We start from the raw sequence: 20752 nt of genomic DNA, 5'->3' as shown, positions 1-20752 counted from the left end.
CGATCGAAATCATGAGACTCGCAAAGAGAGCACGTACATTCAATTTTTCCCCACCCCTTGGCGGCACTATTCAGGCCAGTGATTGAACAAGGGTGAGCCATGAACGCTTCGCAACGGGATGAACAGGCGCGGGATGTCGGGCTGCTATTTCTGCGGGTCAGCGGCGGGCTGTTTCTGTTGTGGGTGCACGGCTTGCCCAAGCTGCTGAACTTCAGCGCCGAGTTGCAACGCATCGAAGACCCTTTCCACCTCGGCGCCCATCTCACCCTGAGCCTGGCGATTTTCGCCGAAGTCCTGTGCCCGCTATTGATCGTCGCCGGTGTCCTGGCGCGGCTGGCGTGCTTGCCTATTCTATTTGTGCTGCTGGTGGCGCTGCTGGTCGTGCATCCGCAATGGAGCGTGGCCGAAGGGCAGTTCGGCTGGCTGCTGTTGATCCTTTTCACCTCTGTGTTCATCGCCGGGCCGGGACGGCTGGCGCTCAATGTCCATTTGCCCGGAGTGCTCCGTTATGCCTGAAGCCCATACTCAAAAAGCGCCGGGGTCCGATGAGATCGTGACGCTGATCGTCAAGCACCGGGTCAAGGCCGGCTTCGAAGCGGCCTATGAAGCCTGGCTGCGCAACATTGTCAGCGTAGCGGGGCGCACGGAAGGACATCTGGGCGTGGACGTGATCCGCGGCAAGAACGCTGGCCTGGACATGTTCACCTGCGTGCTGCGCTTTTGCTCCACCGAGGCCATGCAGCGCTGGCTCGATTCGCCGCAACGTCAGTCGTTGATCGATGAAGCCGCGCCGATGCTGGCCGACGGCGACCAGACCGAGGTCAACCCGGTCAACGAATTCTGGTTCGCGCCGCTGGCCGATGCCGCCTCGCCACCGCCGCGCTGGAAGCAGGCTGTGGTGACGTTGCTGGTGATTCTGCCGCACACCTTGCTGGTGCCGCTGCTCTGGGGGCCGCTGCTCAAACTCAACGCTTTTCTCTCCAACTACGTGGTCGCCACGTTCCTGATCACCCTGACCATCGTGGTGTCGGTGGTGTACGTGTGCATGCCGGCCGCGACTCGCTTGTTTGCGCCGTGGCTGACGGCCAGTCAGCCACGGGAGCACCTCGAATCCAACGCAAATTCGCCGCGCTGAGCTGGCGCTTTTTTGCTTCATTTCACTGATGACGAAGGAACTGCGATGAACGCCGATCTGATTCTGTTCAATGGCCAATTTCATACCGTAGACCGGGAAAAACCGCTCGCCAGTGCCGTGGCGATCAAGGACGGGCGCTTTGTCGCGGTCGGCAACGATGCAGAGGCGATGGCCCTGCGCGGCTCGGGCACCCAGGTGATCGACCTCAAGGGCCGCTGCGTCATCCCCGGCCTCAACGACTCGCACTTGCACCTGATTCGTGGCGGTTTGAACTACAACCTCGAACTGCGCTGGGAAGGCGTGCCGTCCTTGGCCGATGCCTTGCGCATGCTCAAGGAACAAGCCGACCGCACACCGACACCGCAATGGGTACGGGTGGTGGGTGGCTGGAACGAATTTCAGTTTGCCGAAAAACGCATGCCGACCCTTGAAGAACTGAACAAGGCTGCGCCCGACACCCCGGTATTCGTCCTGCACCTCTACGATCGTGCCCTGCTCAATCGTGCCGCGCTGAAAGTGGTCGGCTACACCCGCGACACGCCGAACCCGCCGGGTGGCGAAATCGTGCGTGATGCCAACGGCAACCCGACCGGCATGCTGGTCGCCCGCCCGAATGCGATGATCCTGTACTCGACCCTGGCCAAGGGGCCGAAGTTGCCGCTGGAGTATCAGGTCAACTCGACCCGCCAGTTCATGCGTGAGCTCAACCGCCTCGGCCTGACCAGCGCGATCGATGCCGGTGGTGGTTTCCAGAATTACCCGGACGATTACCAGGTGATCGAGCAGTTGGCGAAAGATGACCAACTGACCGTGCGCATTGCCTACAACCTGTTCACCCAAAAACCCAAGGAAGAACTGACCGATTTCCAGAACTGGACCGGCAGCGTCAAGTTGCACCAGGGCGACGACTTCCTGCGGCACAACGGCGCCGGCGAGATGCTGGTGTTCTCGGCGGCGGATTTCGAGGACTTCCTCGAACCGCGTCCGGACCTTCCGCAGACCATGGAGCAGGAGCTGGAACCGGTGGTCCGCCATCTGGTGGAACAGCGCTGGCCGTTCCGTCTGCACGCCACTTACAACGAATCGATCAGCCGCATGCTCGACGTGTTCGAGAAGGTCAACCGCGACATTCCGTTCAACGGCCTGCCATGGTTCTTCGACCACGCTGAAACCATCACCCCGCAAAACATCGAGCGAGTGAGAGCGTTGGGCGGTGGTATTGCGATTCAGGACCGCATGGCGTTCCAGGGTGAATACTTCGCCGAGCGTTATGGCACCAAGGCCGCCGAAAACACGCCACCGATCAAGCGCATGCTGGCCGAGGGTGTACCGGTCGGCGCCGGCACCGATGCGACGCGGGTGTCCAGCTACAATCCATGGACCTCGTTGTACTGGATGGTCAGCGGTCGCACCGTCGGTGGCCTGGCGCTGCACAGCGAAGGCCTGCCCCGGCAGACCGCGCTGGAACTGTTCACCCATGGCAGTGCCTGGTTTTCGTCGGAACAAGGCAAGAAAGGCCAGATCAAGGTTGGTCAACTGGCAGACGTCGCCGCTCTGAGCGCGGACTTCTTCAGCGTCGAGGAGGAAGCCATCAAGTGGATCGAATCGGTGCTGACCGTAGTCGGTGGCAAGGTGGTGTACGCCGCCGGAGATTTCGAAAAACTGGGGCCGGCCAGCGTGCCGGTGCTGCCGGACTGGTCGCCGGTGGTCAAGGTGCCGGGTCACTGGCGTCCGGCTTCGCCGATGCAGGCGCAGGTTCACCATTGCAGCGGGCCGTGCGCGGTGCATTCCCACAGCCATGAACGGGCGCGTTTGTCGAATGCGCCGGTCAGCGATTTCCAGGGATTCTGGGGCGCGTTTGGCTGCTCGTGTTTTGCTTTCTAGTGATTAAAAAAGCGCCGACCTCGTGTGTCGGCGCCCTGAGCAACGTCCATCCTCCGAGGAGTTTCACATGAGCAACGTTCCTTACAAACGTCTGAACAAAGATGACGCCGTTGTGCTGCTGGTCGATCACCAGACCGGTCTGATCTCGCTGGTACAGGATTTCTCGCCCAACGAATTCAAGAACAACGTGCTGGCCTTGGGCGACATCGCCAAGTTCTTCAACCTGCCGACCATCCTTACCACCAGTTTCGACAGCGGCCCGAACGGCCCGATCGTGCCGGAGCTCAAAGAGCAGTTTCCGGACGCTCCGTTCATTGCTCGTCCGGGCCAGATCAATGCCTGGGACAACGAGGATTTCGTCAAGGCAATCAAGGCTACCGGCCGCAAGCAACTGATCATCGCCGGTGTGGTGACCGACGTCTGCGTGGCGTTCCCGACCCTGTCGGCCATTGCCGAAGGCTTTGAGGTGTTTGTGGTGACCGATGCTTCCGGCACCTTCAACACCACCGTGCAACAAGCAGCGTGGGCGCGGATGTCGGCGGCGGGTGCACACCTGCTGAACTGGTTCTCCGTGGCCTGCGAGCTGCAAGGCGATTGGCGCAACGACATGGAAGGCCTGGCCAACCTGCTGTCCCAGCGTCTGCCGAACTACCGCAACCTGATCAACAGTTACACCAAGTTCACTGCCAAGTAAGGCGCAGAAGAAAAATGCCCGCCGATGTGCGGGCATTTTTTGTGCTGGTTGAATCTGCGATGCATCAGCGCTTCTGCAACCATCCCAAAAAACCACCTTTCCTGATCGGCGCCGTTTTGGCCATCAACGCCAGCTGACTGTTCTGCTGCCGAACCGCCTGCAATTTGTTCAACGCCCGGCCCACTTCGCTGCGCTGCTCCATGCACTGACGGGTCAGGTGCTTGTCGAGACGGTAGATGCTCGAAGACGTCAGCGCGGTGAACGTCGCTTGCGATGGCGTATCAGCCAGGATGCTCTGTTCCCCCATCACTTCACTCGGCCCCATGCGACCGGCTTCGGTGAAACCATTGCCGTCCGGCACGCTGGCGCTGACGACGCCGGTGGCGATCACGAACAGGCTGTCCGGCACTTCATCCAGATCCAGCACCACTTGGCCTGCGGCGTATTGTTGCGCGACCATCGATTCGGCGAGGCGGTCACGTTCCTCATGGCTCAGCGAGCGGAAAATTTTCACTTCATCGAGCAACGCGCGGGCGCGGGTCGAGGGTTCGATCACGCCGTCGGGGTGTCGCGAGATGCCGGCCGCTTCCAGATGGCGATGGGCGAGGTCGAACAGTTGATTGCGCACGTCGCTTTTCTTGCCCAGCTCGGCGATGAAACCGCTGGCCACGTATTCGGACATCTCTTCGCCGGCCTCTTTGAGCACCGCTTTTGGCGCGGGCGACAGCAACAGGTTGCTGCTGCCTTGCAGCGTGCGGTCGAGGGCGTCGAGCACCCGACGTGGGCGGATGTGATTCGCCACCTTGATGCTGATCGACACCCCGTGCAGGTTGTTCGGGCGACTGAGGTTGACGATCTTGGCCTTGGCCGCCACCGAGTTCGGCACCACGGCCATCGTGCCGGCGCTGCTCAACAGGTGCGTGGCGCGCCAGTTGATGTCCAGCACTTTACCCTCGACGCCATCGATAACGACAAAGTCGTCCACCTGATAGGGCTTGGTGGTATTGAGCACAATGCCGGAGAACACGTCGGCCAACGTACTCTGCAGCGCCAGACCGACGACGATGGCGAACACGCCGGAAGTCGCGAGCAGACCCTTGACCGGCAGATCCAGTACATAACCGGCGGCCGCGACGATGGAGGCCAGAAACACCAGCGCACCGATCACGTCCTGCAACAAACGGCCGCTGTGACCGATGCGGCGCATCAGCACCAGACCGAACACTTCGGTGAGCACCCGTGCGGCGTACAACCACCAGATAATCCCCAGCGCCGTCGCACCGAGTTGCGCCACCGGGTCATCGGCAACCAACGGTGCCTGCAACGGGCTGACGCCAGCGTTGATAATCAGCGCGCTGAACGCCAGAAACAGCACCAGCCGCACACCGACCTTTGGCGCGCGATGCTTGAACGGGACGAGGTGCCAGAGCAGGGCGTCAAGCACCAGCAGCAGGGCGCTCCAAGGCAACAGGTGGGCAGAGAAAAGGCTCATGGATTGCACTCCAGCGGGCACAAAAAAACTCGCCACACCCTGGGGTGTGGCGAGCGGTTGGGCTTAGTTCAGATGCGTCTTGAGCTCGGCCGCGGCCTGACGTACCGCCGCTTTGACTTCCGGAATCTGATTCAGCGGATTGAGCAGGCCAAAGTCATGAATCATCCCGTTGTAGCGCACCGAGGTCACCGGCACACCGGCCGCATCGAGGTGGCGGGCGTAGCCTTCGCCTTCGTCACGCAGCACGTCGAATTCGGCGGTCTGCACCAGTGCGGTAGGCAGGCCCTTGAGTTGTTCGGCGCTGGCGTTGAGCGGCGAGGCATGAATCTGCGCACGCTCGGCCGGGTTGGTGGTGTAGTTGTCCCAGAACCACTGCATCATCCCTTTGGTGAGGAAGTGCCCCTCGGCGAATTGCTGGTACGAGCCGTCGTCGAACTGTGCGTTGGTCACCGGCCACATCAACAGCTGGAAGCGCAGGGCAGGGGTTTTCTGCTCCTTGGCCATCAGTGCCACGACCGCCGCCATGTTGCCGCCGACGCTGTTGCCGGCCACCGCCAGTCGCTTGCCATCGACACCGATCTCTTTGCCATGCTCGGCCACCCATTTCGTCGCGGTGTAGGCCTGGTTGATGGCAGTCGGATATTGCGCTTCCGGCGACGGCGTGTAGTCGACGTATACCGCGACTGCGCCGGAGCCCACTACCAGGTCACGGATCAGGCGCTGGTGAGTCGGGAAGTCGCCCAATACCCAGCCGCCACCATGGAAGAACATGAACACTGGCAACTGACCCTTGACCTTGGCCGGGCGCACCACTTTCAGGTTGATGGTCTGGCCGTCGACCTTGATCGCCTTGTCGCTGACTTCAACACCCGACAGATCAACCTTCACCGAAGCCTGGGCACCGGTCAGCACCGCGCGGGCGTCTTTCGGGCTCAGTTGCTCCAGCGGTTTGCCACCGCCGGCGGCGAGGGCCTCGAGGAAGGCCTGGGTGTTGTGTTCAACACCAGGGCTGCCGGCGGCGAATGCGTTGCCGATGGACAGGGCGAGGACGGAAGTGGCGAGGGTTTTCTTGAAGTTCATGTGCAATTCCTTTTTAAATCGTTTGAGTTTTTATATGCCTTGGGATCGGGCTGCTGTGGCGTTGGGGTTCAGGCCTCAGCAACACCGTGAGCACAGATTAATGAGGTGCCGGAAAGTGAAAAAGCGGCTATAAAGCGAATAACTGTCAACCAGAGAGTGACAATGAACCCGTTCGAAGACATGCGTCTTTTTTGCCAGGTCATGGAATCTGGCAGCTTCACTGCGGCAGCCGATCAATTAGGGCTGTCCAAGCAATTCGTCAGCCGCCGCCTGATGCAACTGGAAGAGCGTCTCGGCGTGCGCTTGCTCAATCGCTCCACCCGACGGCTGGACGTCACGCCGCTGGGGCAGAGTTATTACGAATCGGCCTTGCGCCTGCTCAGCGAAGTCGAACAAATGGAGCAGGGCATCGCCGGCCAGACCACCGAACCTCGCGGCACCATTCGCCTGAGCGCGCCGCTGTCGTTTGCCGTGGCACATTTGGGTTGTTTGCTGCCGGTATTTTTGCAGCGTTATCGCGACGTCACTGCGGAAGTCGACCTGAGTGATCGGCCAGTGGACTTGCTCGGTGAGGGTTACGATTTGGCCTTGCGCATCGGCGTGCTGGAAGACTCGACACTGATCGCCCGACGCCTCGCCTCCATCGAGCGGGTGTATTGCGCCAGCCCGGTGTATCTGGCCGAGCGGGGCACGCCGCATAAACCCGAGGATTTGCACACCCACGATTGCCTGCCTTACGGCCACGGTCGTCAGGTGCAATGGCGTTTCGAGGGGCGGGGCAAACCGCTGAACGTCAATGTCACTGGGCGGATGCGGGTCAACAATGGTGAGTTGCTCAAGGACGCGGCCATCGCCGGCATGGGGATCACCTACCTGCCGACCTTCATCGTCGGTTCGGCCCTGAAGGACGGCCGGCTGGTGACGGTGCTGGATGATTTTCGCCCCGAGCCGCTGACCTTGTCGGCGGTCTACCCGCAGCATCGCCAGAGTTCGCGACCGGTGCAGGCGCTGATCGAGTTCTTGCGTGAACGGTTGAACCAACGCGAAGAGGGGTCGCACTATCGGTGATTACAAGATCGCAACAAAGCTCGAATGGCGATTTTCCTGACGCTGATCCAGACTCATGCCGGCCAATCAAAGGCCCGAATTCCGGAGCGTGCAATGGAAATGCCGACAAAAGAAAAAGCCATCGCCAGCAATCGCGATGCCTGGAATGACTCCGCCCCGCACCACAAAGACACCCCTGAGTGGCAGGCCTGTTTGAGTGCCGTGAGCCATGGCGATTTTTCCTGCCTGGATGACACCCTCACCGGGTTGCTTCAACAGGTCGGCGTCGACGGCAAGGATGTGGTGCAACTGGGCTGCAACAACGGACGCGAAAGTCTTTCGCTGTTTGCCCTGGGGGCCCGCCGTGTCGTGGGCATTGACCAGTCGCAGGCCTTTCTCGATCAGGCCCGGGAACTGGCATTCCGTTCGCCCCATGAGCCCGAATTCATCGAGGCTGACATCCATCGCCTGCCGACGGATCTTCACCAGCGCTTCGATGTAGCGCTGATTACCATCGGCGTATTGAACTGGATGCCGGACATCGCCGAATTCCTGCGCCATGCCGCGCAAACCCTCAAGCCCGGCGGTAGTCTGGTGGTATACGAAACCCACCCGTTCCTGGAAATGTTCGACCCCGAGTCAGCCGATCCCTATCGCCCGGACAGCTCGTATTTTCGCAGCGAACCTTTCGTCCAGAACCAGCCGATCGTCTACGAAGGCAAAGTCGAACAGCCGGCCTCAGCGTCTTACTGGTTCGTTCATACCCTGGGCGCCATCTTCACCGGTGCCATTGAGGCAGGGTTGCAGATCAGTCACTTCAAGGAGTATCCGCATTCCAACCGCGAAGAACTCTACGATCGGTATCAGCAGCAAAAGGCACAGTTGCCGTTGTGTTACACGTTGGTGGCGGTGAAGCGCTGAGTTTCGGATCTGAGAAATGAGTTGCACTGACTGACGCCATCGCGGGCAAGCCCGCTCCCACAGTGGTCGCTGTCGTTCACAAATCCTTTGGTCAAAGCAGATACCTGTGGGAGCGGGCTTGCCCGCGATGGCGGCGACACAGTCCTCCATCAAACAACGACAATCGCGACCTCCAATCAAAATCACGCCTGCGCCGCAGTCGCCGTCGGCTGTGTTGGTTTGCGCAACTCAGTCAGCCGCGAGCCGGTGTAGTAGGTTTCGCGGAAGAAGCGAAAGCGGCCGAACAGGTCGTAAACGTGGGTGATGCGTCCCTGTTCCTGGTAGTCCATGCGGATGTGCATTTTCATGGCCTGGATGTTGCGGGTGTCGCAGACGTCCACGATCTTGTTGTAGCCTTTTGCCCGCATCGCATTCCAGAGATTGAACTGGGCGTCCACGGACAGGTTGGAACCGAAGTATTGAGGGATCATTTCTCCACCGAATTCGAAAAATTCACCGGGATTGACCCGGAACCAGCAGCCGTAATAGTGCCGGTCAAAGTAGTCCCCCTTGCTGCCCCAAATGAATCCGATGGCATCACCTTGCTCGTCCACGTACATGTGCCCGGTGTGACCCTCGGCGGCGATTTCGGCCATGGCCTTGACGCGGTTACCGTAATACTTGGTGAACGCCTTGGCGTTTTCCGGGGTGATGGTTTCCAAGTGCAAGCCCGTATAGGGCCGTAGTTTGTGCGGCGCCACCGGGGTGACCAGATCGCGACCCAACCACAGCAGCTCTCGGTGCAAGTACACATAGCGGTTCCAGAGCGTCTGGAGCGTGTGAAGCAGGCCTTTTTGTTTGATTCGTTCGCGAAGCTTGGCGATGGCGCTCATGAAGTCCTCCGTGGCTGAAGCCAGGGTTGGGTGGGGAACGTTTTTTTCAATGGCGATAAATCAAGGTTGCAACGTTTGTAGCTCAGTCGAGTACTGCGGTTCCTCTTTGAACGCCTTTGGCACGACGGCATAGGACACTCTCGGAATGCCCGGAAGACGCAGCTCCAGCATGTGAGCCAGAGACTCTCCGGGGTTTAAATAGATATCGCCAAAATCGGCCCCGATAGGGGTCGGATGGACGACGATTTCCAACAGGCCGTCAGTCGGCATCGCCACGTTGCGCAGGTCCACCGGGGTGCAGACGTACTCGGCGGTCGCTCCGGCCAGGCGGTTCAATCGATAATTGAGCAATGTCTTGAACACCCGCTTGCGCACACTCAGGTTATTTCCCAGCTGGCGCGCCAGTCGCACGGGCACCCCTTGGCGGGCGGCGAAACGCGCGACGACTTCGCCGACGGGCCAGATGTTGTGCACGTGCTGATGGGAGTCGATGTGGCTGGGGCGCAGGCCGTTGTCCAGGCAGCGTTGCCATTGAGCTTGGAGTTCCTCCAGCACTGCGTCGCGATCCTGGCGGTTGAGCCAGAGACTGTGGCGGGGCAGGTTGAGATTGAACACGCCCTGGCTGTCACAGAACGTCGAACGCGTGAGAATCGACGGGCTCAACGGCCGGCCATAGGTAAGGTTGAAGTGCAACCCGATTCGCCCCTGGAGCAACGGCTGCCGGGCCAGGGCGCAGGCCTCCTCGAACGCCGGCATGTTGGCCATGGCGGTGGCGGAGCTGATGACCCCGGCCTGGAAGGCGCCGAGGATCACTGCGTTTTCGCTCGAGCTGAGGCCGAAATCGTCAGCGTTGACTATGACTTGGCGAGGCATGTTTGCCCTCCATGGTTTTTTCGGTGGGTGCAGGGCCTTTGTCGACGGGCGCGGGTGTAGGAGTGGAAGCAGGAACAACCAGCGCGGCTGCACGCCAGGCCTGCCACCGTTTCAACCAGGGCTTGAGCTGGTGCCAGAGTCGCATGGTCAGCCCCAGGGCGAGACCGCTGGGACGCCAGGAGTAGAAGCTCCAGCGCCAGTGCTCCAGTTGTCCGGTCATGCGCTCCTGGAGTTGATGGCTGGAGTTCTTCAGGCTGACTCGCGATGCGTCGATCCAGTGCCAGTTGTCGTCCAGGCCCCAGCGAATCCACTCTTCGAGCAACACACGACCGCTGCCCAGATCGGCGTATTGCGGCAGGAACGCCAGGTTGTAGTCGTACAACCGGCCCTGTTCCAGCAACCCGAGCCGGTAGCTGATGCAGCGTCCGTCCAGTTCCAGCAGCACTACTCGCATCAGTCCCTGTTCGGCGAGGGCGGTAAAGGCCCGCTCGATCCATTGCCGACTACGCTTATTGGTGAAAATCCCCACGCCTTCAATACCTTTCCAGCTCTGCGCTTCGACTTCGCTGAGGGCCTGCAATAAAGGCCCGATGGTGGCCGCGTCAGGGGTTACGCGCCGAACCTGGGCACCATAAGCCAACATGCGTTTACGCGCCCGGCGCAGTTTGTAGCGCGGGTCGCCGGAGACTTCCTGGCGGTCGGCCTCACTGATCAAATGCACCGGCACCCGACAACTGAGGCGGCGCTCGCCGCTCGAGCTGTGGGTCATCCAGGCGGTCAGCACACTTTCTTCGCCGATGGGTTCGGACAATTCGTTGAGTTGCAGCATCGCATGGGGTACGCGACTGCGGATGATCACCAGCGCCTTGCGCATGCTGTCGGCATCGAGGCAGGTGAGCAGGGCCAGGCGATCGGTGAGGGGATAACCGAGGTGATGCAAGACTCGAAATGGCAGCCTTCCAAAGCGCTCCACGGACGCCACCAGCGGCAGGCACAAGGCCAACTCATCACCTTGCCAGCCCAGTAGAACGTGCAAGTGTTCCCCAGCAGTCAGTGCCTGTTCCGATGCGCACAGCCAGGCGAGGGTGTTGAACGGCGTATGGTCCGTCACGCGCCTGCGCAACCCCTCATAAGCAGCTGCCGGAAAGTCCGGGGCACACAGCGAGGTGCGCCATTCGAATCGAGCCATCATCTTTTCACGCCACCGACTGAGGAACAGGTGAACGGGACGGTTTACGTAGCGCATCCAGGCGTGAGTCGCGGTAACGGGTCTCACGAAAGAAGCGCCAGCGACCGAATAATCGGTAGACGTGCTGGATGCGTCCTTGCTCTTGATAGCCCATGCGAATGTGCAGTTTCAGCGCCGGTATATTGTGGGCGTCACAGACATCCACGACCGTGTTGCAACCTTGGGCCTGCATGGCTTTCCAGAGTCGCAGTTGCAGATCCACCGAGAGCGTGGTGCCCCAATAGGCACGGGCCAGTTCGCCGCCGAATTCGAAGAATTCGCCTTTGTTTACCGGGAACGTGCAGCCGTAGAAATGCCGGTCGTGATACTCCCGGGCGCTACCCCAGATGAAGGCCACCGCATCGCCTTTGCCGTCCAGATACATGTGCCCGGTGTAACCCTCGGCGGCCAGTTCCTCCATGGTGTTGACGCGGTCGCCAAAATGACGGGCAAAGGCTGCGGTGTTGTGCACAGTGATGGTCTTCAACTGCAGCGGTTTGTAAGGCTTGAGCTGATGGGGCGGCACCGGGCTGACCAGGTCACGCTTCATCCACAACAGCGCCCAGTGAGCAAACACGTAGCGCCTCCATATGACCCTGATCGTTGCACGCAGGCCTTTTCGTTTGATGTGTTGGCGAAGTTTCCCTAAGGCATTCATGTCATTGCCTCCTGACTGGGACCGGTCGCGGATCATGTGCTGCAACGCGCAGTCGAGAGCGGCGCGGTCGTGGTGATGCAAGTTGACGGCGTTCATGAGGCGCTCCAGCTCAAGGCGAACAGGGTTTCGCCCGGCAGGTCGAAGCTGACGCGACCGTCGTGACAGTTGAACTGAGCGCTACGACTGCGGTTGTCGGCGCCGAAGTACACCAGCGCTCCCTTGGCCAGCGGGCACGTCGCCCCGCCCAGATCGATACGCTGCAAGCGCCCCCCTTTATTGACCCCTAACAGGCTGCGCTGGCGCTCGGTGGCCATGGCCAGCACATCGACTTCGAAAGCGTCGTTGTCCAGGCGCATGACGTTTTTCAGCCAGTGCTGCTGGATGAATTGCTGAGCAAGGCCCACCGGCTTGAGTTCGAAACGATCGCCGCCCAGCACCCGCACCATGCCTTTGGGGTAGGTCGGTTCGTCGGCGGCCTGGAACCAGTTGAGCATGTCCAGCAACCCGTCCTGGGCCGAGTTGATGACCACCGAGGTCCACCACAGCGAGGCGAAATGGGTTTCCTGATCGTAGGGGCTCAGGCTTGAGCCGCTGGACAGATTGGTCTGATCCAGCAGCAAGGCCTTGCGTGGCCGGCCCTTGGCATCAAGGCCCACCAGCTCGGCGGCACGGCGGACGCTGTCGCGGTAGATCCGCGTCGCCAGCAGGTCGCGAATCATCCATTCGTGCCAGGCGAGGGCGTCGATCTGCTCACCGGATTCGGCCAGCAGACGCCGTGCCCAATCGATGCCGCGCTTGTCGGCGGCGTTGTCGGCGAACGGGCCGTTGATGAAGCGTGAAGTGGCGGGCATGGCGATGCGCACACCGGCCTTGGCGTTGGCTGGATCGCTGCGCACTTGCCGGGCCATGCTGTTGAAGATCGCCTGGTAGTCGGCATAGCTCGGGTAATTGAGGTTCGGTTCGTCGGCGAACGCGATGTAGTGCGTGCCGGTGCCACCGAGGGCGCGAGTGGCGGCGAGCCAGGCATCGAGACCGGCATTGCTTTGAGTGTCGGCGCGCAAATCCGCCTGACGCTTGCTGCCGGCCAACAGCGTGAGGTCCTGCGTGATGCCGAAGCGGTTCTGATAGAGCTGGCGGAACGCATCTTCGTGATGCGGATTTTGCGCGGTGACGTCAACGAAACTGTAATAGGTGCCCGCCTGAGGCTTGAGGGCGTCGAGCGCTGCGAAACTGGATTGAGGGGGCAGCACGTAGGGTAAATAAATGCCCAGGTTCGGCGTTGGGCCGAGCAGTTCTTTGTGCAGGGTCAAGCGGGTCTGGCCATCGTCCTCGCGCAGCGGTTTGAGCTGCTGCGGTTTCTGGGCAAACAGATTCGCCGTGCCATCGAGCCAGAACGCGACCTTGCCGCTGCCTTGCAGGCGCAGGCGCCAGACCTGTTCGTCCTGAGTGACGGGCAATGCCACCTGATCGAACTGCCAATAGGCGCGATGGGGTTTCAGCGCCAGCGACAGCTGTTTGTTGTCGCTCACGCGCTGGGCTTGCAGGGTGTTGATCCCTCCGTGGAACTTGCCAGCCAGTACGGCGTGTTCCCCCGGCGCGACCTTGAAATACAGCTCATCGCCGCCGCGGGTTTCGGCACTGAAATGCACCTTGGCCGGGGCGAACAACGCCACGGTGTGCTCGTCGTGTTCGATCGTGTAGCGGCGGAAACTGTAGCCCGGAATTTCCAGTCGATAGCTGGCGGCACTCGGCGCCAGTGGCCAGCTCTGCTTGCCTCGGGTTTCACTGGCGGTGATCAGGCGTTCGCCCTTCAGGTTGCCGTTGCCGTCGAGCAGGTACAGGCGTTCTTCGTTGGCATCGGCCTGCCACGCCGGAACCCAGCGAATAGTCAGCGTGTCGGGGCGATCCGTTTGCAGGTACAGGCTGCCGTCGCGAATATCAGCCCAGCGCATGGGCGCCGCCTGGGCGCTCAAACCGAGGCCCAGGCTCAACAGCAGCACGAGGCGTTTCATGCCGATTTCCGTTGCAGCATCTGAAGCATCGGTGCCACATCGCTGGGCAGGATGATCAGGGTTTGCCAGACGGGTACGCCGCTCAACCGGCAATACATCACCAGCAGCGCGAGGGTTACCGCCAGGTAGGCGATGGACGATGCCGTCGCCGCGCCGACGATGCCGTAGATAGGGATCAACAACAGGTTCAGGGCCAGGTTGAGCAACGCGCCAAGGCCCATCAACAGCGAAATCGTGCCGGGGCGATTTTTGCCCAGCAAGTCCAGGCGCAGGATGCTCGCATAGCAAAGACCGAGCAGCCCCGGCAGCAGCGCCAGCAACGCCGGGTAGGCCGGCTGATAGGCAATGCCGAACAACGTGACGATCAGCCATTCACCGATCACTGCCATGGTCAGACAGGCACCGAGCATCACCGTGGCGGTCAGGCGCAGTGCTAGCGGTGTCAGGCGATCCATGCCTTCGTCCTGTTGCAGCAGGCGTTTCATCAGCGGCGTGGTCACCGCTTCCGGGACGATCAGCAGCAATTCGGCGGCGGCGCTGGCCATGGCGTAATGCCCCAACGCGGTGCTGCCGAGCAGGGCGCCGATGAACAGGAAATCGGAGCGCAGAATCACTTGCTGGAACAGCAGGTCCGGGTGGCTGCGAGCACTGTAACGCCACAGTTCATTCTGGCTGGCGCGGTCCCATTGCAACTTCAAGGGCTGAGCACGCCTGAGCCAGAACCAACCGGCCAGCACCACCAGGCTGAGGCCGGCCAGCCAACTGATCAGCGCCGCTTCCAGTGCAGCGTCTTTCCACATCCAGAACAAGGCCAGAAACAGCAGCAGGGGGGCCAGGGATTCCATCAGCCGCAAGGCATTGAACGCCCCCACACCGCCCGACGCATTGTGCAGGGTCAGCAGGCCGCTCTTGAGCACGGTCAGCGGCACCGCCAGCAGCAACAGCCAGGCGAGCAATCCCAGTTGCGTGGTGATGTCGAGTTCGCCACCGAACTCGCGCACCAGCGCCACCACCAGCAACGTCAGTAAACCCGCCAGCAGGCAACCAAACACCAGCACCTGGCTCAGCAACAATCCCATGGGCCGTTGCTTGGCCGCCTGATACCCCACCGCCGAATTCAACCCGCCGCTGGTGGCGGCGCTGATCAAATCGGGCAAGGTACTGAGCAAGGCAAACAGACCGCGCTCGCTGGGCCCCAGAATCCGCGCCAGCAATACGTTGCGCAGCAGCCGCAGGGCGATCATCGCCAGTTTGGTGCCCATGCTCAGGGCCAAGTGTTTGAGATAGTGACTGCGACTCATGGCCGGGCTCCGCGGTAGATGCGCCAGGACAGCAACTCCGGATTGCGCGCCGTACGCTGGCTGATGCCGATCCGCGGCAAGGCCAATGGATCGCTGATACCACGATAAATCCCGGCGACGGTGCCCAGGGCAAACGGGAAGTCGTGGTCCGCCACGTGTTCGCGCACCCGCTCATCATGGTTGCCATTGGGGTAGCAATAGACCGGCAGCGGCCGGTTGCAACCGTTCAGCAGGGCATTGCGGCTGCGGCTCAGTTCCTCATCCAGACGTTGATCGTCAAGGCCCGTGAGGATCGAATGGCTGGCGCCATGGGGACCGAAGCGGATCAACCCGCTGGCTTCCAGCGCGCGTACCTGATGCCAGTCCAGAGCCTGGGGCAACGACTCATCCGGGCATTGATCGGTGAGCCGGCTCAGTTCGCCCGGGGGCAGGGTTTTCAAGGTTTGCAGAAAATGCAAAAGCGCCAGGCTGCGGCGCTGCACATCCAGATCATCGAGCAGCACCGGCAGCGGTAGCCCCAGCCGTTGCAGGCATTCAATCAAATGCGCCCGGGCTTTTTCCCCGTGGCTGCGCCACAGGGTTTCCCCCAGGCTTTCCCACCAGAAGCGTTGCCGGCTACCAATGTAATCAGTGGAGAGAAAAATGCTTGCCGGCACCTGATGTTTTTTCAGCAGCGGGAAGGCATTCAACGCGTTGTCGCGCCAGCCGTCGTCGAAGGTCAGCGCGATTTTCGGCCGCCCGGTTCTGATGGCGCCGGGTTGCAAGATCTCCATCAGTGGCACGCAGTCGAAGTTTTTTTTCAACCAAGTGAGCAGATGTTCGAATGCCTTCGGCCCGACGCACAGTTCATTGCGATGGGGCAGGTCGGCGGCGCGGTCATTGGCCAGCACCCGATGCAGCATCAGGATTACCCCGGCACCGTGCAGTTGGTGACGGCCTACCGGCGAGTTGAGATAAAGCCAGCCACTGGTGCGTTTTAATAATTGTTTGATCGCCATGGCGCGGTCCTTTCAACGATTTTGCTCGGGGTTCCATTGCGCGTACCGCTGGCCGCGCAGGAACTGCCACAGACCGATACTCATCCCGGCAAGGGTCACCAGAACAAACGCGGCGAGGCGAAAGGGTTTGGGCAAACGGTGTTGCACATCCAGCAGGCCGACGATGGCCACCGCGTATCCGAGCAATTGCGCGATCAGGCTCAGGCGATAGAAGCCATGTACATTCCACAGCCAGACATTGCTCAGCAGCAACGGCAGCAACAGGATTGGTGCCAGGCGTCGAATCAGCTTGTGGCTGATCAGTGCAATCGCATACAAGCCATGACGCCAAGGGTTCAGCAGCTCCCGGCGCCGGGCCAGGCTTTGCAGGCCGCCGACGGTGACGCGCTGGCGACGACGCCATTGCTTGGCGATTTCGTCGACACCCTGGTCGCTCACTTTTGCTTCGGGCACATAGACGATGCGTTTGAACGCCACCGGTGCGCAGGTGCTGATAAAGAAGTCATCGTTGACCTCTGCCGGCACGTGCTGGAACAACTCGCGGCGCAGGGCGAGCAGGGCGCCGTCGGCGGAGACCATGCAGCCGGTGCGATTTTCCATCTTGCGCAGCCAGCCTTCGTAGTGCCGATAAAGGCTGTCGCCCAGGCTCAGGCCTTTGCCCGGTACCGGGATCAGCATGTGCCCGGCGCAGGCCCCGACCTCTGGATCGGCCAGGGGCGCGAGCAACTGGCCAAGGGTGTTGGTCGACCATTGGTTATCGGCATCGGTGAACACCAGAATCTCGCCGGTGCTCAGGGCGACGCCGGCATTCAAGGTGGCTGCCTTGCCCTGACGGGGGAGGTCAAGCACGCTGATGCGCGGGTCGATGACCTTGTGGGCGCAGGCCACGGTGTCGTCGGTGGAGCCGTCGCTGGCCAAAATGATTTGCAGCGAGTGCGCCTGATAATCCTGGGCCAGCAGGGTGCGCAATTTCTCTTCGATATGCCGGGCCTCGTTGTGTGCGGCGATGATGATGCTCACGTTCATCGGTGGCGCTGGCGCAGGACGCCGCGCGGGGAACAATGGCGCGATCAGCGTCAGCAGCAGCGGGTAGCCAAGCCAGGCATACACCGGCAACAGGAGGCACAACCAGAAAATGAATTCAGCCACGGGCCGGCCTCCTGGCATTCCAATGACAAAGACTCAGAATGAGCGCGGCACCGGCCAGGTGCAGGCGCACCCAGTGCAGGCCCCACAGTTGCAGCATCAGGCGAAGGTCATGGTGTTTCAGGCTTTGGCGCAGGCTCTGGGTTAGCGCTGGCAGGCTGGTGATGAACACGATGAATAACGCCGCTTTGGGAAAACCATTGAGCAGGGCAGACAGCGCGATGAAATCCAGCCCCCAGATGCAAATCGAAAAAACCGGGAACCGCAGCAAGCGCAGGCTCATCCCTTGGGTGCGCAATAGTTGCAGGTGACTGCCCTGGCGCCACAACTCCTTGCCCATCCATTCACGCCAACTGCCTTCGTAACCCCAATGCAAGGCGACGCTTTGGTTGACCGCGAGCAATCGCGCGCCGGCTTCACTCAGGCGCAAGGTGAACGCCTTGTCTTCGCCAGTGCGCAGGGTTTCGTTGAAGCCGCCGACCTTGTCGAACCAGCAGCGGCGCATCAACAGGTTGGCACTGGGCAGCCACTGCACCGGGTGCAAAGTGTGAGTGGTCGGGCGGGCCATGCGGCGTTGCCAGGCCGTGGCAAACCACGGCGCTTCGACGGGGGTGTGCAAGTCCAGGGCGAGGACATCGGCCTGGCCGCCGGACTCGAGTTCCAATAGCCGCGTCAGCCAGTCCTCGGGCATCTCGATATCGGCATCGATGAAGCCCAGCCATTCACCTGTCGCCACCGCCGCCCCGCGATTGCGCAGGGCGCCGATCAGCAGGCCGGGCAGCACCAGCACCTGCGCACCGAACTGGCGGGCGATGTGCGGGCCCTGATCGTCGGAGCCGTTATCGACCACGATCAACTCGCATTCCAGCCTGGCAGCCTCGGCGGCTTTTTTCGCGGCGAGCAACGTACGCCCGATGTGTCGGGCTTCGTTGTACATCGGGATGACAAGGCTGATGCGGTTCATGCTCTGGCTTCCGTCGGCGGACGTTCTTCAGCCTTGAGGCGCAACACGCAAGTCAGCGCGAGCATGATCCACAGGTATTTGTGATTCGGTGCGCTGAGGAACATCAAAAACAGCATCAGCGACAGATAGCTGATGCCCAAGTGCGTGATCATGTCGGCCTGTTCCCAGTTGCGTCGCAGCAACCAGGCGTGTCGGGCGCGGATCAGGTTGTACATCCCAAGGCCCAGCATGCCGACGAACAACAGCCCGGCGGGAATCCCCACTTCGCTGAAGATTTCCAGGTAAGTGTTGTGAGCGCGGCGGTACAGGTCGCCGGGTTTGCGGTTGGCGGAAAACACCTTGGCGTAACCGGTGGTGGCGTAGTGCAGCGGGAAGGTGCCGGGGCCGGAACCGAGTAACGGGTGCTCCTGGATGATCTGGCTGCCGACCAGGATGTACGAGGCGCGGCGGCCGAGGGATTCGTCCTGGCTTTTGGCGCCGGCTTTCAAGATGCTCAAGGACTGGATGCGCGCGATGTAACCGGCCGGCATTGAATAAATCGCCAGCGGGATCACGATCGCAAGGCCAAGCATGGCAAAACCCAAGTGGCGCGGACGGATGCGTGGCAACTGCGCGCGGTAGTGCCAGGCGCCGATCATCAAGCTGAGAAACAGCACCACCAGCCCGGAACGGGAATCGGTCTTGGTCATGCCGCCCAGCAGCAAAATGCAGCAACCGCCCCAGAACAATCGGTGCAACAGGTTCGGGCTGCGGATCACCAGCAGCAGAGCCAATGGCACGGCGAAGGCGATCAGCAGGGCAAACGAGTTGGGGTCTTCCAGCAAACCGGCGGCGCGGCCCTGGTCCTGATACTTGGTGGAGAACATGGCCAGTGCGCAGGTCGCGGTGACACTGAGGGTCACCAGCCGGGCGAACACATCGAGGTTCAATTCACGGCCGATCAGCAAGGTGATCACAAACAGAACCAGGCCGACACTCAGATCCCGCAGATGACTCTGGGACATGTCCAGGTTGTCGGTATTGATCATGCTCAACAGGTACAACACCATGAACCAGATCAGGTAGCGCCAGATGTTGCTGCGCAGGCGCTCGGACGGAATCTGGTGGATAGCCAGTTGCAACATCACGATCAGCGCCAGCGAAGCACCGATGAATTTGGTGCCCGACAGCGCACTGCCCTTGAAGAAACCTTCGAAGGGCACCAGCGCCGCGATGCCCAATAAACCCCAGGCGGGTTTCCGGTACAGCACCGCGACAGCCACCAGGCCAAGCACCGCGCCTGGTGCCAGATATGGATAAGGGCTGGCCAGCAAACCGAGGCAGACCAGGGCGAGCAGACTGACGATCGAGAGCGGAAAGATCACGCGCGTGCCTCCCGTGCAGTACGGATATAAAGCTGCGACCAGCGTTCGGCCAAGGCCTTCAGGTCGTAACGGTCCAATTGCGTACGTCTTGCGTTGTCGATCAGTTGGCGAGCCAGTGCCGGCTCACTCAGCAGCGTATCGATCTGCAGGGCGAGGGCAACGCTGTCGGTGGGTGTGGCCAGCAGGCCGTTGTGCCGGTCCTCCAGCACATCGGGAATTCCACCGACGCTGAATGCCACCACCGGCACTCCGGCCTGCATCGCCTCCAGTAAAATCATCGGTGTGCCCTCGGTACGCGAACTGATCACCAGCGCATCGAGTTGCTGCCACCACCGGTTCATGTCGATCTGATAACCCGGCAAGGTGATGCGTTTTTGCAAGCCGGCAGCGGCAATCCGCGCCAGCAGGGTTTCCTGTTCCGGGCCGTCGCCGAGCATCACGGCGTCCAGTTGCGGGTGTTGCTGACAGAGCGGAATCAGGGCATCGAGAAACAGGTCCGGGCCTTTTTCATTGCTCAGCCGACCGACATAGCCCGCCAGCCAACGCAGGTGTTTGGCTGGGTGGGGCAACAGGTCGCTAGCCGTTGGCAGACCATTGGGAATCACTTGCAGTTTCTCCGTCCGGACACTGGCCTTGCGGTGTAGCACGGCGATGCTTTCGGCCACGCAAACCACCCGATGCACCGACGCCGTGCGGCACAGTTGCAAACTCAGCCAGCCGTAGAGGCGTTGCTTGCGACTGCGTGGGGTGAAACCGTGTTGGGTAATCACCAATGGCAAGTTCAACAACGTCGCACTCACCCAACCAAATAGCAGGCCCTTGAAATTGTGCGTGTTGATCAGAGGCTGCTCAGCCCGCCGCTGACGTAAATGACGCAGCAGGTCCCCCAGTCCCGCGCAATTACGGCAGTCAATCCCGGCCTCGCGAAATCGCGCGATCAGCGCTGGCGGCGCATCGAGAAACAGCACTTGATGCCGCCCAGGCGTCGCTAGGCAATGGTCCAGCAGCATCCGCTCAGCCCCATAGAAGCCGCCGCTGCTGATCAAATGCATGATCGGCAGAGCGCTGGCGCTGAGCGGCCCG

General features: G+C 61.2%; 19 protein-coding genes. 6 read left to right on the top strand and 13 right to left on the bottom strand.

Annotation, left to right across the window (positions count from 1 at the left end):
• Window positions 1–99 precede the first annotated feature (99 nt).
• From MMG91_RS27725 to ycaC, 4 genes are all read left to right on the top strand, one after another.
• Window positions 100–516, top strand: coding sequence for a DoxX family protein (locus tag MMG91_RS27725; RefSeq protein ID WP_310661333.1), 417 nt, complete (start codon window positions 100–102; stop codon window positions 514–516).
• The gene (locus MMG91_RS27720) at window positions 509–1135 is read left to right on the top strand and encodes an antibiotic biosynthesis monooxygenase (RefSeq protein ID WP_310661332.1); all 627 of its coding nucleotides are present in this window, start codon (window positions 509–511) and stop codon (window positions 1133–1135) included. Before MMG91_RS27725 ends, MMG91_RS27720 begins: the two co-directional genes overlap by 8 nt.
• A 45-nt stretch (window positions 1136–1180) precedes the next feature.
• Window positions 1181–3019: an amidohydrolase gene (locus MMG91_RS27715; RefSeq protein WP_310661331.1), complete on the top strand. Its 1839-nt coding sequence runs from the start codon at window positions 1181–1183 to the stop codon at window positions 3017–3019.
• Between the two features lie 67 nt (window positions 3020–3086).
• On the top strand, window positions 3087–3713 hold the full coding sequence (ycaC, locus tag MMG91_RS27710) for an isochorismate family cysteine hydrolase YcaC (protein ID WP_008073343.1): 627 nt from the start codon (window positions 3087–3089) through the stop codon (window positions 3711–3713).
• A 64-nt stretch (window positions 3714–3777) separates the two neighbouring features.
• Here the strand turns inward: ycaC and MMG91_RS27705 are convergent, their stop codons facing one another.
• Both MMG91_RS27705 and MMG91_RS27700 read right to left on the bottom strand, forming a co-directional pair.
• Window positions 3778–5205 (bottom strand): mechanosensitive ion channel family protein, encoded by a 1428-nt coding sequence (locus tag MMG91_RS27705; RefSeq protein WP_310661330.1) that lies wholly within the window; start codon window positions 5203–5205, stop codon window positions 3778–3780.
• A 63-nt stretch (window positions 5206–5268) separates the two neighbouring features.
• A complete protein-coding gene (locus MMG91_RS27700; RefSeq protein WP_310661329.1) occupies window positions 5269–6285 on the bottom strand; it encodes an alpha/beta hydrolase in 1017 nt (338 codons plus the stop codon).
• Between the two features lie 162 nt (window positions 6286–6447).
• Here MMG91_RS27700 and MMG91_RS27695 point away from each other — a divergent pair, with 162 nt between their 5' ends.
• Together MMG91_RS27695 and MMG91_RS27690 are read left to right on the top strand one after the other, a co-directional pair.
• Window positions 6448–7353, top strand: a complete 906-nt coding sequence (locus MMG91_RS27695) for a LysR family transcriptional regulator (RefSeq protein WP_310661328.1) — start codon at window positions 6448–6450, stop codon at window positions 7351–7353.
• Window positions 7354–7446: 93 nt separating this feature from the next.
• Window positions 7447–8253: a methyltransferase domain-containing protein gene (locus MMG91_RS27690; protein ID WP_310661327.1), complete on the top strand. Its 807-nt coding sequence runs from the start codon at window positions 7447–7449 to the stop codon at window positions 8251–8253.
• Between the two features lie 182 nt (window positions 8254–8435).
• On the opposite strand, the gene MMG91_RS27685 is transcribed toward MMG91_RS27690, so the two are convergent.
• From MMG91_RS27685 to MMG91_RS27635, 11 genes are all read right to left on the bottom strand, one after another.
• Window positions 8436–9125, bottom strand: coding sequence for an N-acetyltransferase (locus MMG91_RS27685; RefSeq protein WP_310661326.1), 690 nt, complete (start codon window positions 9123–9125; stop codon window positions 8436–8438).
• A 60-nt stretch (window positions 9126–9185) separates the two neighbouring features.
• Window positions 9186–9998: a ChbG/HpnK family deacetylase gene (locus MMG91_RS27680; protein ID WP_310661325.1), complete on the bottom strand. Its 813-nt coding sequence runs from the start codon at window positions 9996–9998 to the stop codon at window positions 9186–9188.
• Window positions 9970–11190 carry a GNAT family N-acetyltransferase gene (locus MMG91_RS27675; RefSeq protein WP_310661324.1) on the bottom strand — a complete coding sequence of 407 codons (1221 nt, stop codon included), beginning with the start codon at window positions 11188–11190 and terminating at the stop codon, window positions 9970–9972. The genes MMG91_RS27680 and MMG91_RS27675 overlap by 29 nt, the downstream gene beginning before the upstream one ends.
• Window positions 11191–11194: 4 nt before the next feature.
• Window positions 11195–11884 carry a GNAT family protein gene (locus tag MMG91_RS27670; RefSeq protein WP_310661334.1) on the bottom strand — a complete coding sequence of 230 codons (690 nt, stop codon included), beginning with the start codon at window positions 11882–11884 and terminating at the stop codon, window positions 11195–11197.
• 92 nt (window positions 11885–11976) lie between these two features.
• Window positions 11977–13896, bottom strand: coding sequence for a hypothetical protein (locus MMG91_RS27665; protein WP_305506053.1), 1920 nt, complete (start codon window positions 13894–13896; stop codon window positions 11977–11979).
• Entirely contained in the window at window positions 13893–15197 is a 1305-nt protein-coding gene (locus MMG91_RS27660) for an oligosaccharide flippase family protein (protein WP_310661323.1), read from the bottom strand. The genes MMG91_RS27665 and MMG91_RS27660 overlap by 4 nt, the downstream gene beginning before the upstream one ends.
• Window positions 15194–16195 (bottom strand): polysaccharide deacetylase family protein, encoded by a 1002-nt coding sequence (locus MMG91_RS27655; RefSeq protein WP_305449187.1) that lies wholly within the window; start codon window positions 16193–16195, stop codon window positions 15194–15196. The genes MMG91_RS27660 and MMG91_RS27655 overlap by 4 nt, the downstream gene beginning before the upstream one ends.
• 12 nt (window positions 16196–16207) lie before the next feature.
• Window positions 16208–17344 carry a glycosyltransferase gene (locus tag MMG91_RS27650; RefSeq protein ID WP_310661322.1) on the bottom strand — a complete coding sequence of 379 codons (1137 nt, stop codon included), beginning with the start codon at window positions 17342–17344 and terminating at the stop codon, window positions 16208–16210.
• Window positions 17337–18305, bottom strand: coding sequence for a glycosyltransferase (locus tag MMG91_RS27645; RefSeq protein ID WP_310661321.1), 969 nt, complete (start codon window positions 18303–18305; stop codon window positions 17337–17339). Before MMG91_RS27645 ends, MMG91_RS27650 begins: the two co-directional genes overlap by 8 nt.
• A complete protein-coding gene (locus tag MMG91_RS27640) occupies window positions 18302–19669 on the bottom strand; it encodes an O-antigen ligase (protein ID WP_305449190.1) in 1368 nt (455 codons plus the stop codon). Before MMG91_RS27640 ends, MMG91_RS27645 begins: the two co-directional genes overlap by 4 nt.
• Window positions 19666–20721 carry a glycosyltransferase family 4 protein gene (locus MMG91_RS27635; RefSeq protein ID WP_405046567.1) on the bottom strand — a complete coding sequence of 352 codons (1056 nt, stop codon included), beginning with the start codon at window positions 20719–20721 and terminating at the stop codon, window positions 19666–19668. Before MMG91_RS27635 ends, MMG91_RS27640 begins: the two co-directional genes overlap by 4 nt.
• Window positions 20722–20752 lie beyond the last annotated feature (31 nt).

The organism is Pseudomonas sp. JL3, from assembly GCF_031570575.1.
In the GTDB taxonomy this organism is placed as follows: Bacteria; Pseudomonadota; Gammaproteobacteria; order Pseudomonadales; family Pseudomonadaceae; genus Aquipseudomonas; species Aquipseudomonas cucumis.
Note: the sequence above shows the minus strand (reverse complement) of the source record. Positions and strands in the feature narration are given on the sequence as shown.

What these genes read in the sequence shown, in the direction of transcription:
- MMG91_RS27645 (WP_310661321.1), bottom strand. Translation starts at nt 18,305, where the DNA reads ATGAACCGCATCAGCCTTGTCATCCCGATGTACAACGAAGCCCGACAC.
- MMG91_RS27680 (WP_310661325.1), bottom strand. Translation starts at nt 9,998, where the DNA reads ATGCCTCGCCAAGTCATAGTCAACGCTGACGATTTCGGCCTCAGCTCG.
- MMG91_RS27670 (WP_310661334.1), bottom strand. Translation starts at nt 11,884, where the DNA reads ATGAATGCCTTAGGGAAACTTCGCCAACACATCAAACGAAAAGGCCTG.
- MMG91_RS27700 (WP_310661329.1), bottom strand. Translation starts at nt 6,285, where the DNA reads ATGAACTTCAAGAAAACCCTCGCCACTTCCGTCCTCGCCCTGTCCATC.
- MMG91_RS27655 (WP_305449187.1), bottom strand. Translation starts at nt 16,195, where the DNA reads ATGGCGATCAAACAATTATTAAAACGCACCAGTGGCTGGCTTTATCTC.
- MMG91_RS27675 (WP_310661324.1), bottom strand. Translation starts at nt 11,190, where the DNA reads ATGATGGCTCGATTCGAATGGCGCACCTCGCTGTGTGCCCCGGACTTT.
- MMG91_RS27665 (WP_305506053.1), bottom strand. Translation starts at nt 13,896, where the DNA reads ATGAAACGCCTCGTGCTGCTGTTGAGCCTGGGCCTCGGTTTGAGCGCC.
- MMG91_RS27720 (WP_310661332.1), top strand. Translation starts at nt 509, where the DNA reads ATGCCTGAAGCCCATACTCAAAAAGCGCCGGGGTCCGATGAGATCGTG.
- MMG91_RS27690 (WP_310661327.1), top strand. Translation starts at nt 7,447, where the DNA reads ATGGAAATGCCGACAAAAGAAAAAGCCATCGCCAGCAATCGCGATGCC.
- MMG91_RS27705 (WP_310661330.1), bottom strand. Translation starts at nt 5,205, where the DNA reads ATGAGCCTTTTCTCTGCCCACCTGTTGCCTTGGAGCGCCCTGCTGCTG.
- MMG91_RS27695 (WP_310661328.1), top strand. Translation starts at nt 6,448, where the DNA reads ATGAACCCGTTCGAAGACATGCGTCTTTTTTGCCAGGTCATGGAATCT.
- MMG91_RS27715 (WP_310661331.1), top strand. Translation starts at nt 1,181, where the DNA reads ATGAACGCCGATCTGATTCTGTTCAATGGCCAATTTCATACCGTAGAC.
- MMG91_RS27635 (WP_405046567.1), bottom strand. Translation starts at nt 20,721, where the DNA reads ATGCATTTGATCAGCAGCGGCGGCTTCTATGGGGCTGAGCGGATGCTG.
- MMG91_RS27660 (WP_310661323.1), bottom strand. Translation starts at nt 15,197, where the DNA reads ATGAGTCGCAGTCACTATCTCAAACACTTGGCCCTGAGCATGGGCACC.
- MMG91_RS27685 (WP_310661326.1), bottom strand. Translation starts at nt 9,125, where the DNA reads ATGAGCGCCATCGCCAAGCTTCGCGAACGAATCAAACAAAAAGGCCTG.
- MMG91_RS27725 (WP_310661333.1), top strand. Translation starts at nt 100, where the DNA reads ATGAACGCTTCGCAACGGGATGAACAGGCGCGGGATGTCGGGCTGCTA.
- ycaC (WP_008073343.1), top strand. Translation starts at nt 3,087, where the DNA reads ATGAGCAACGTTCCTTACAAACGTCTGAACAAAGATGACGCCGTTGTG.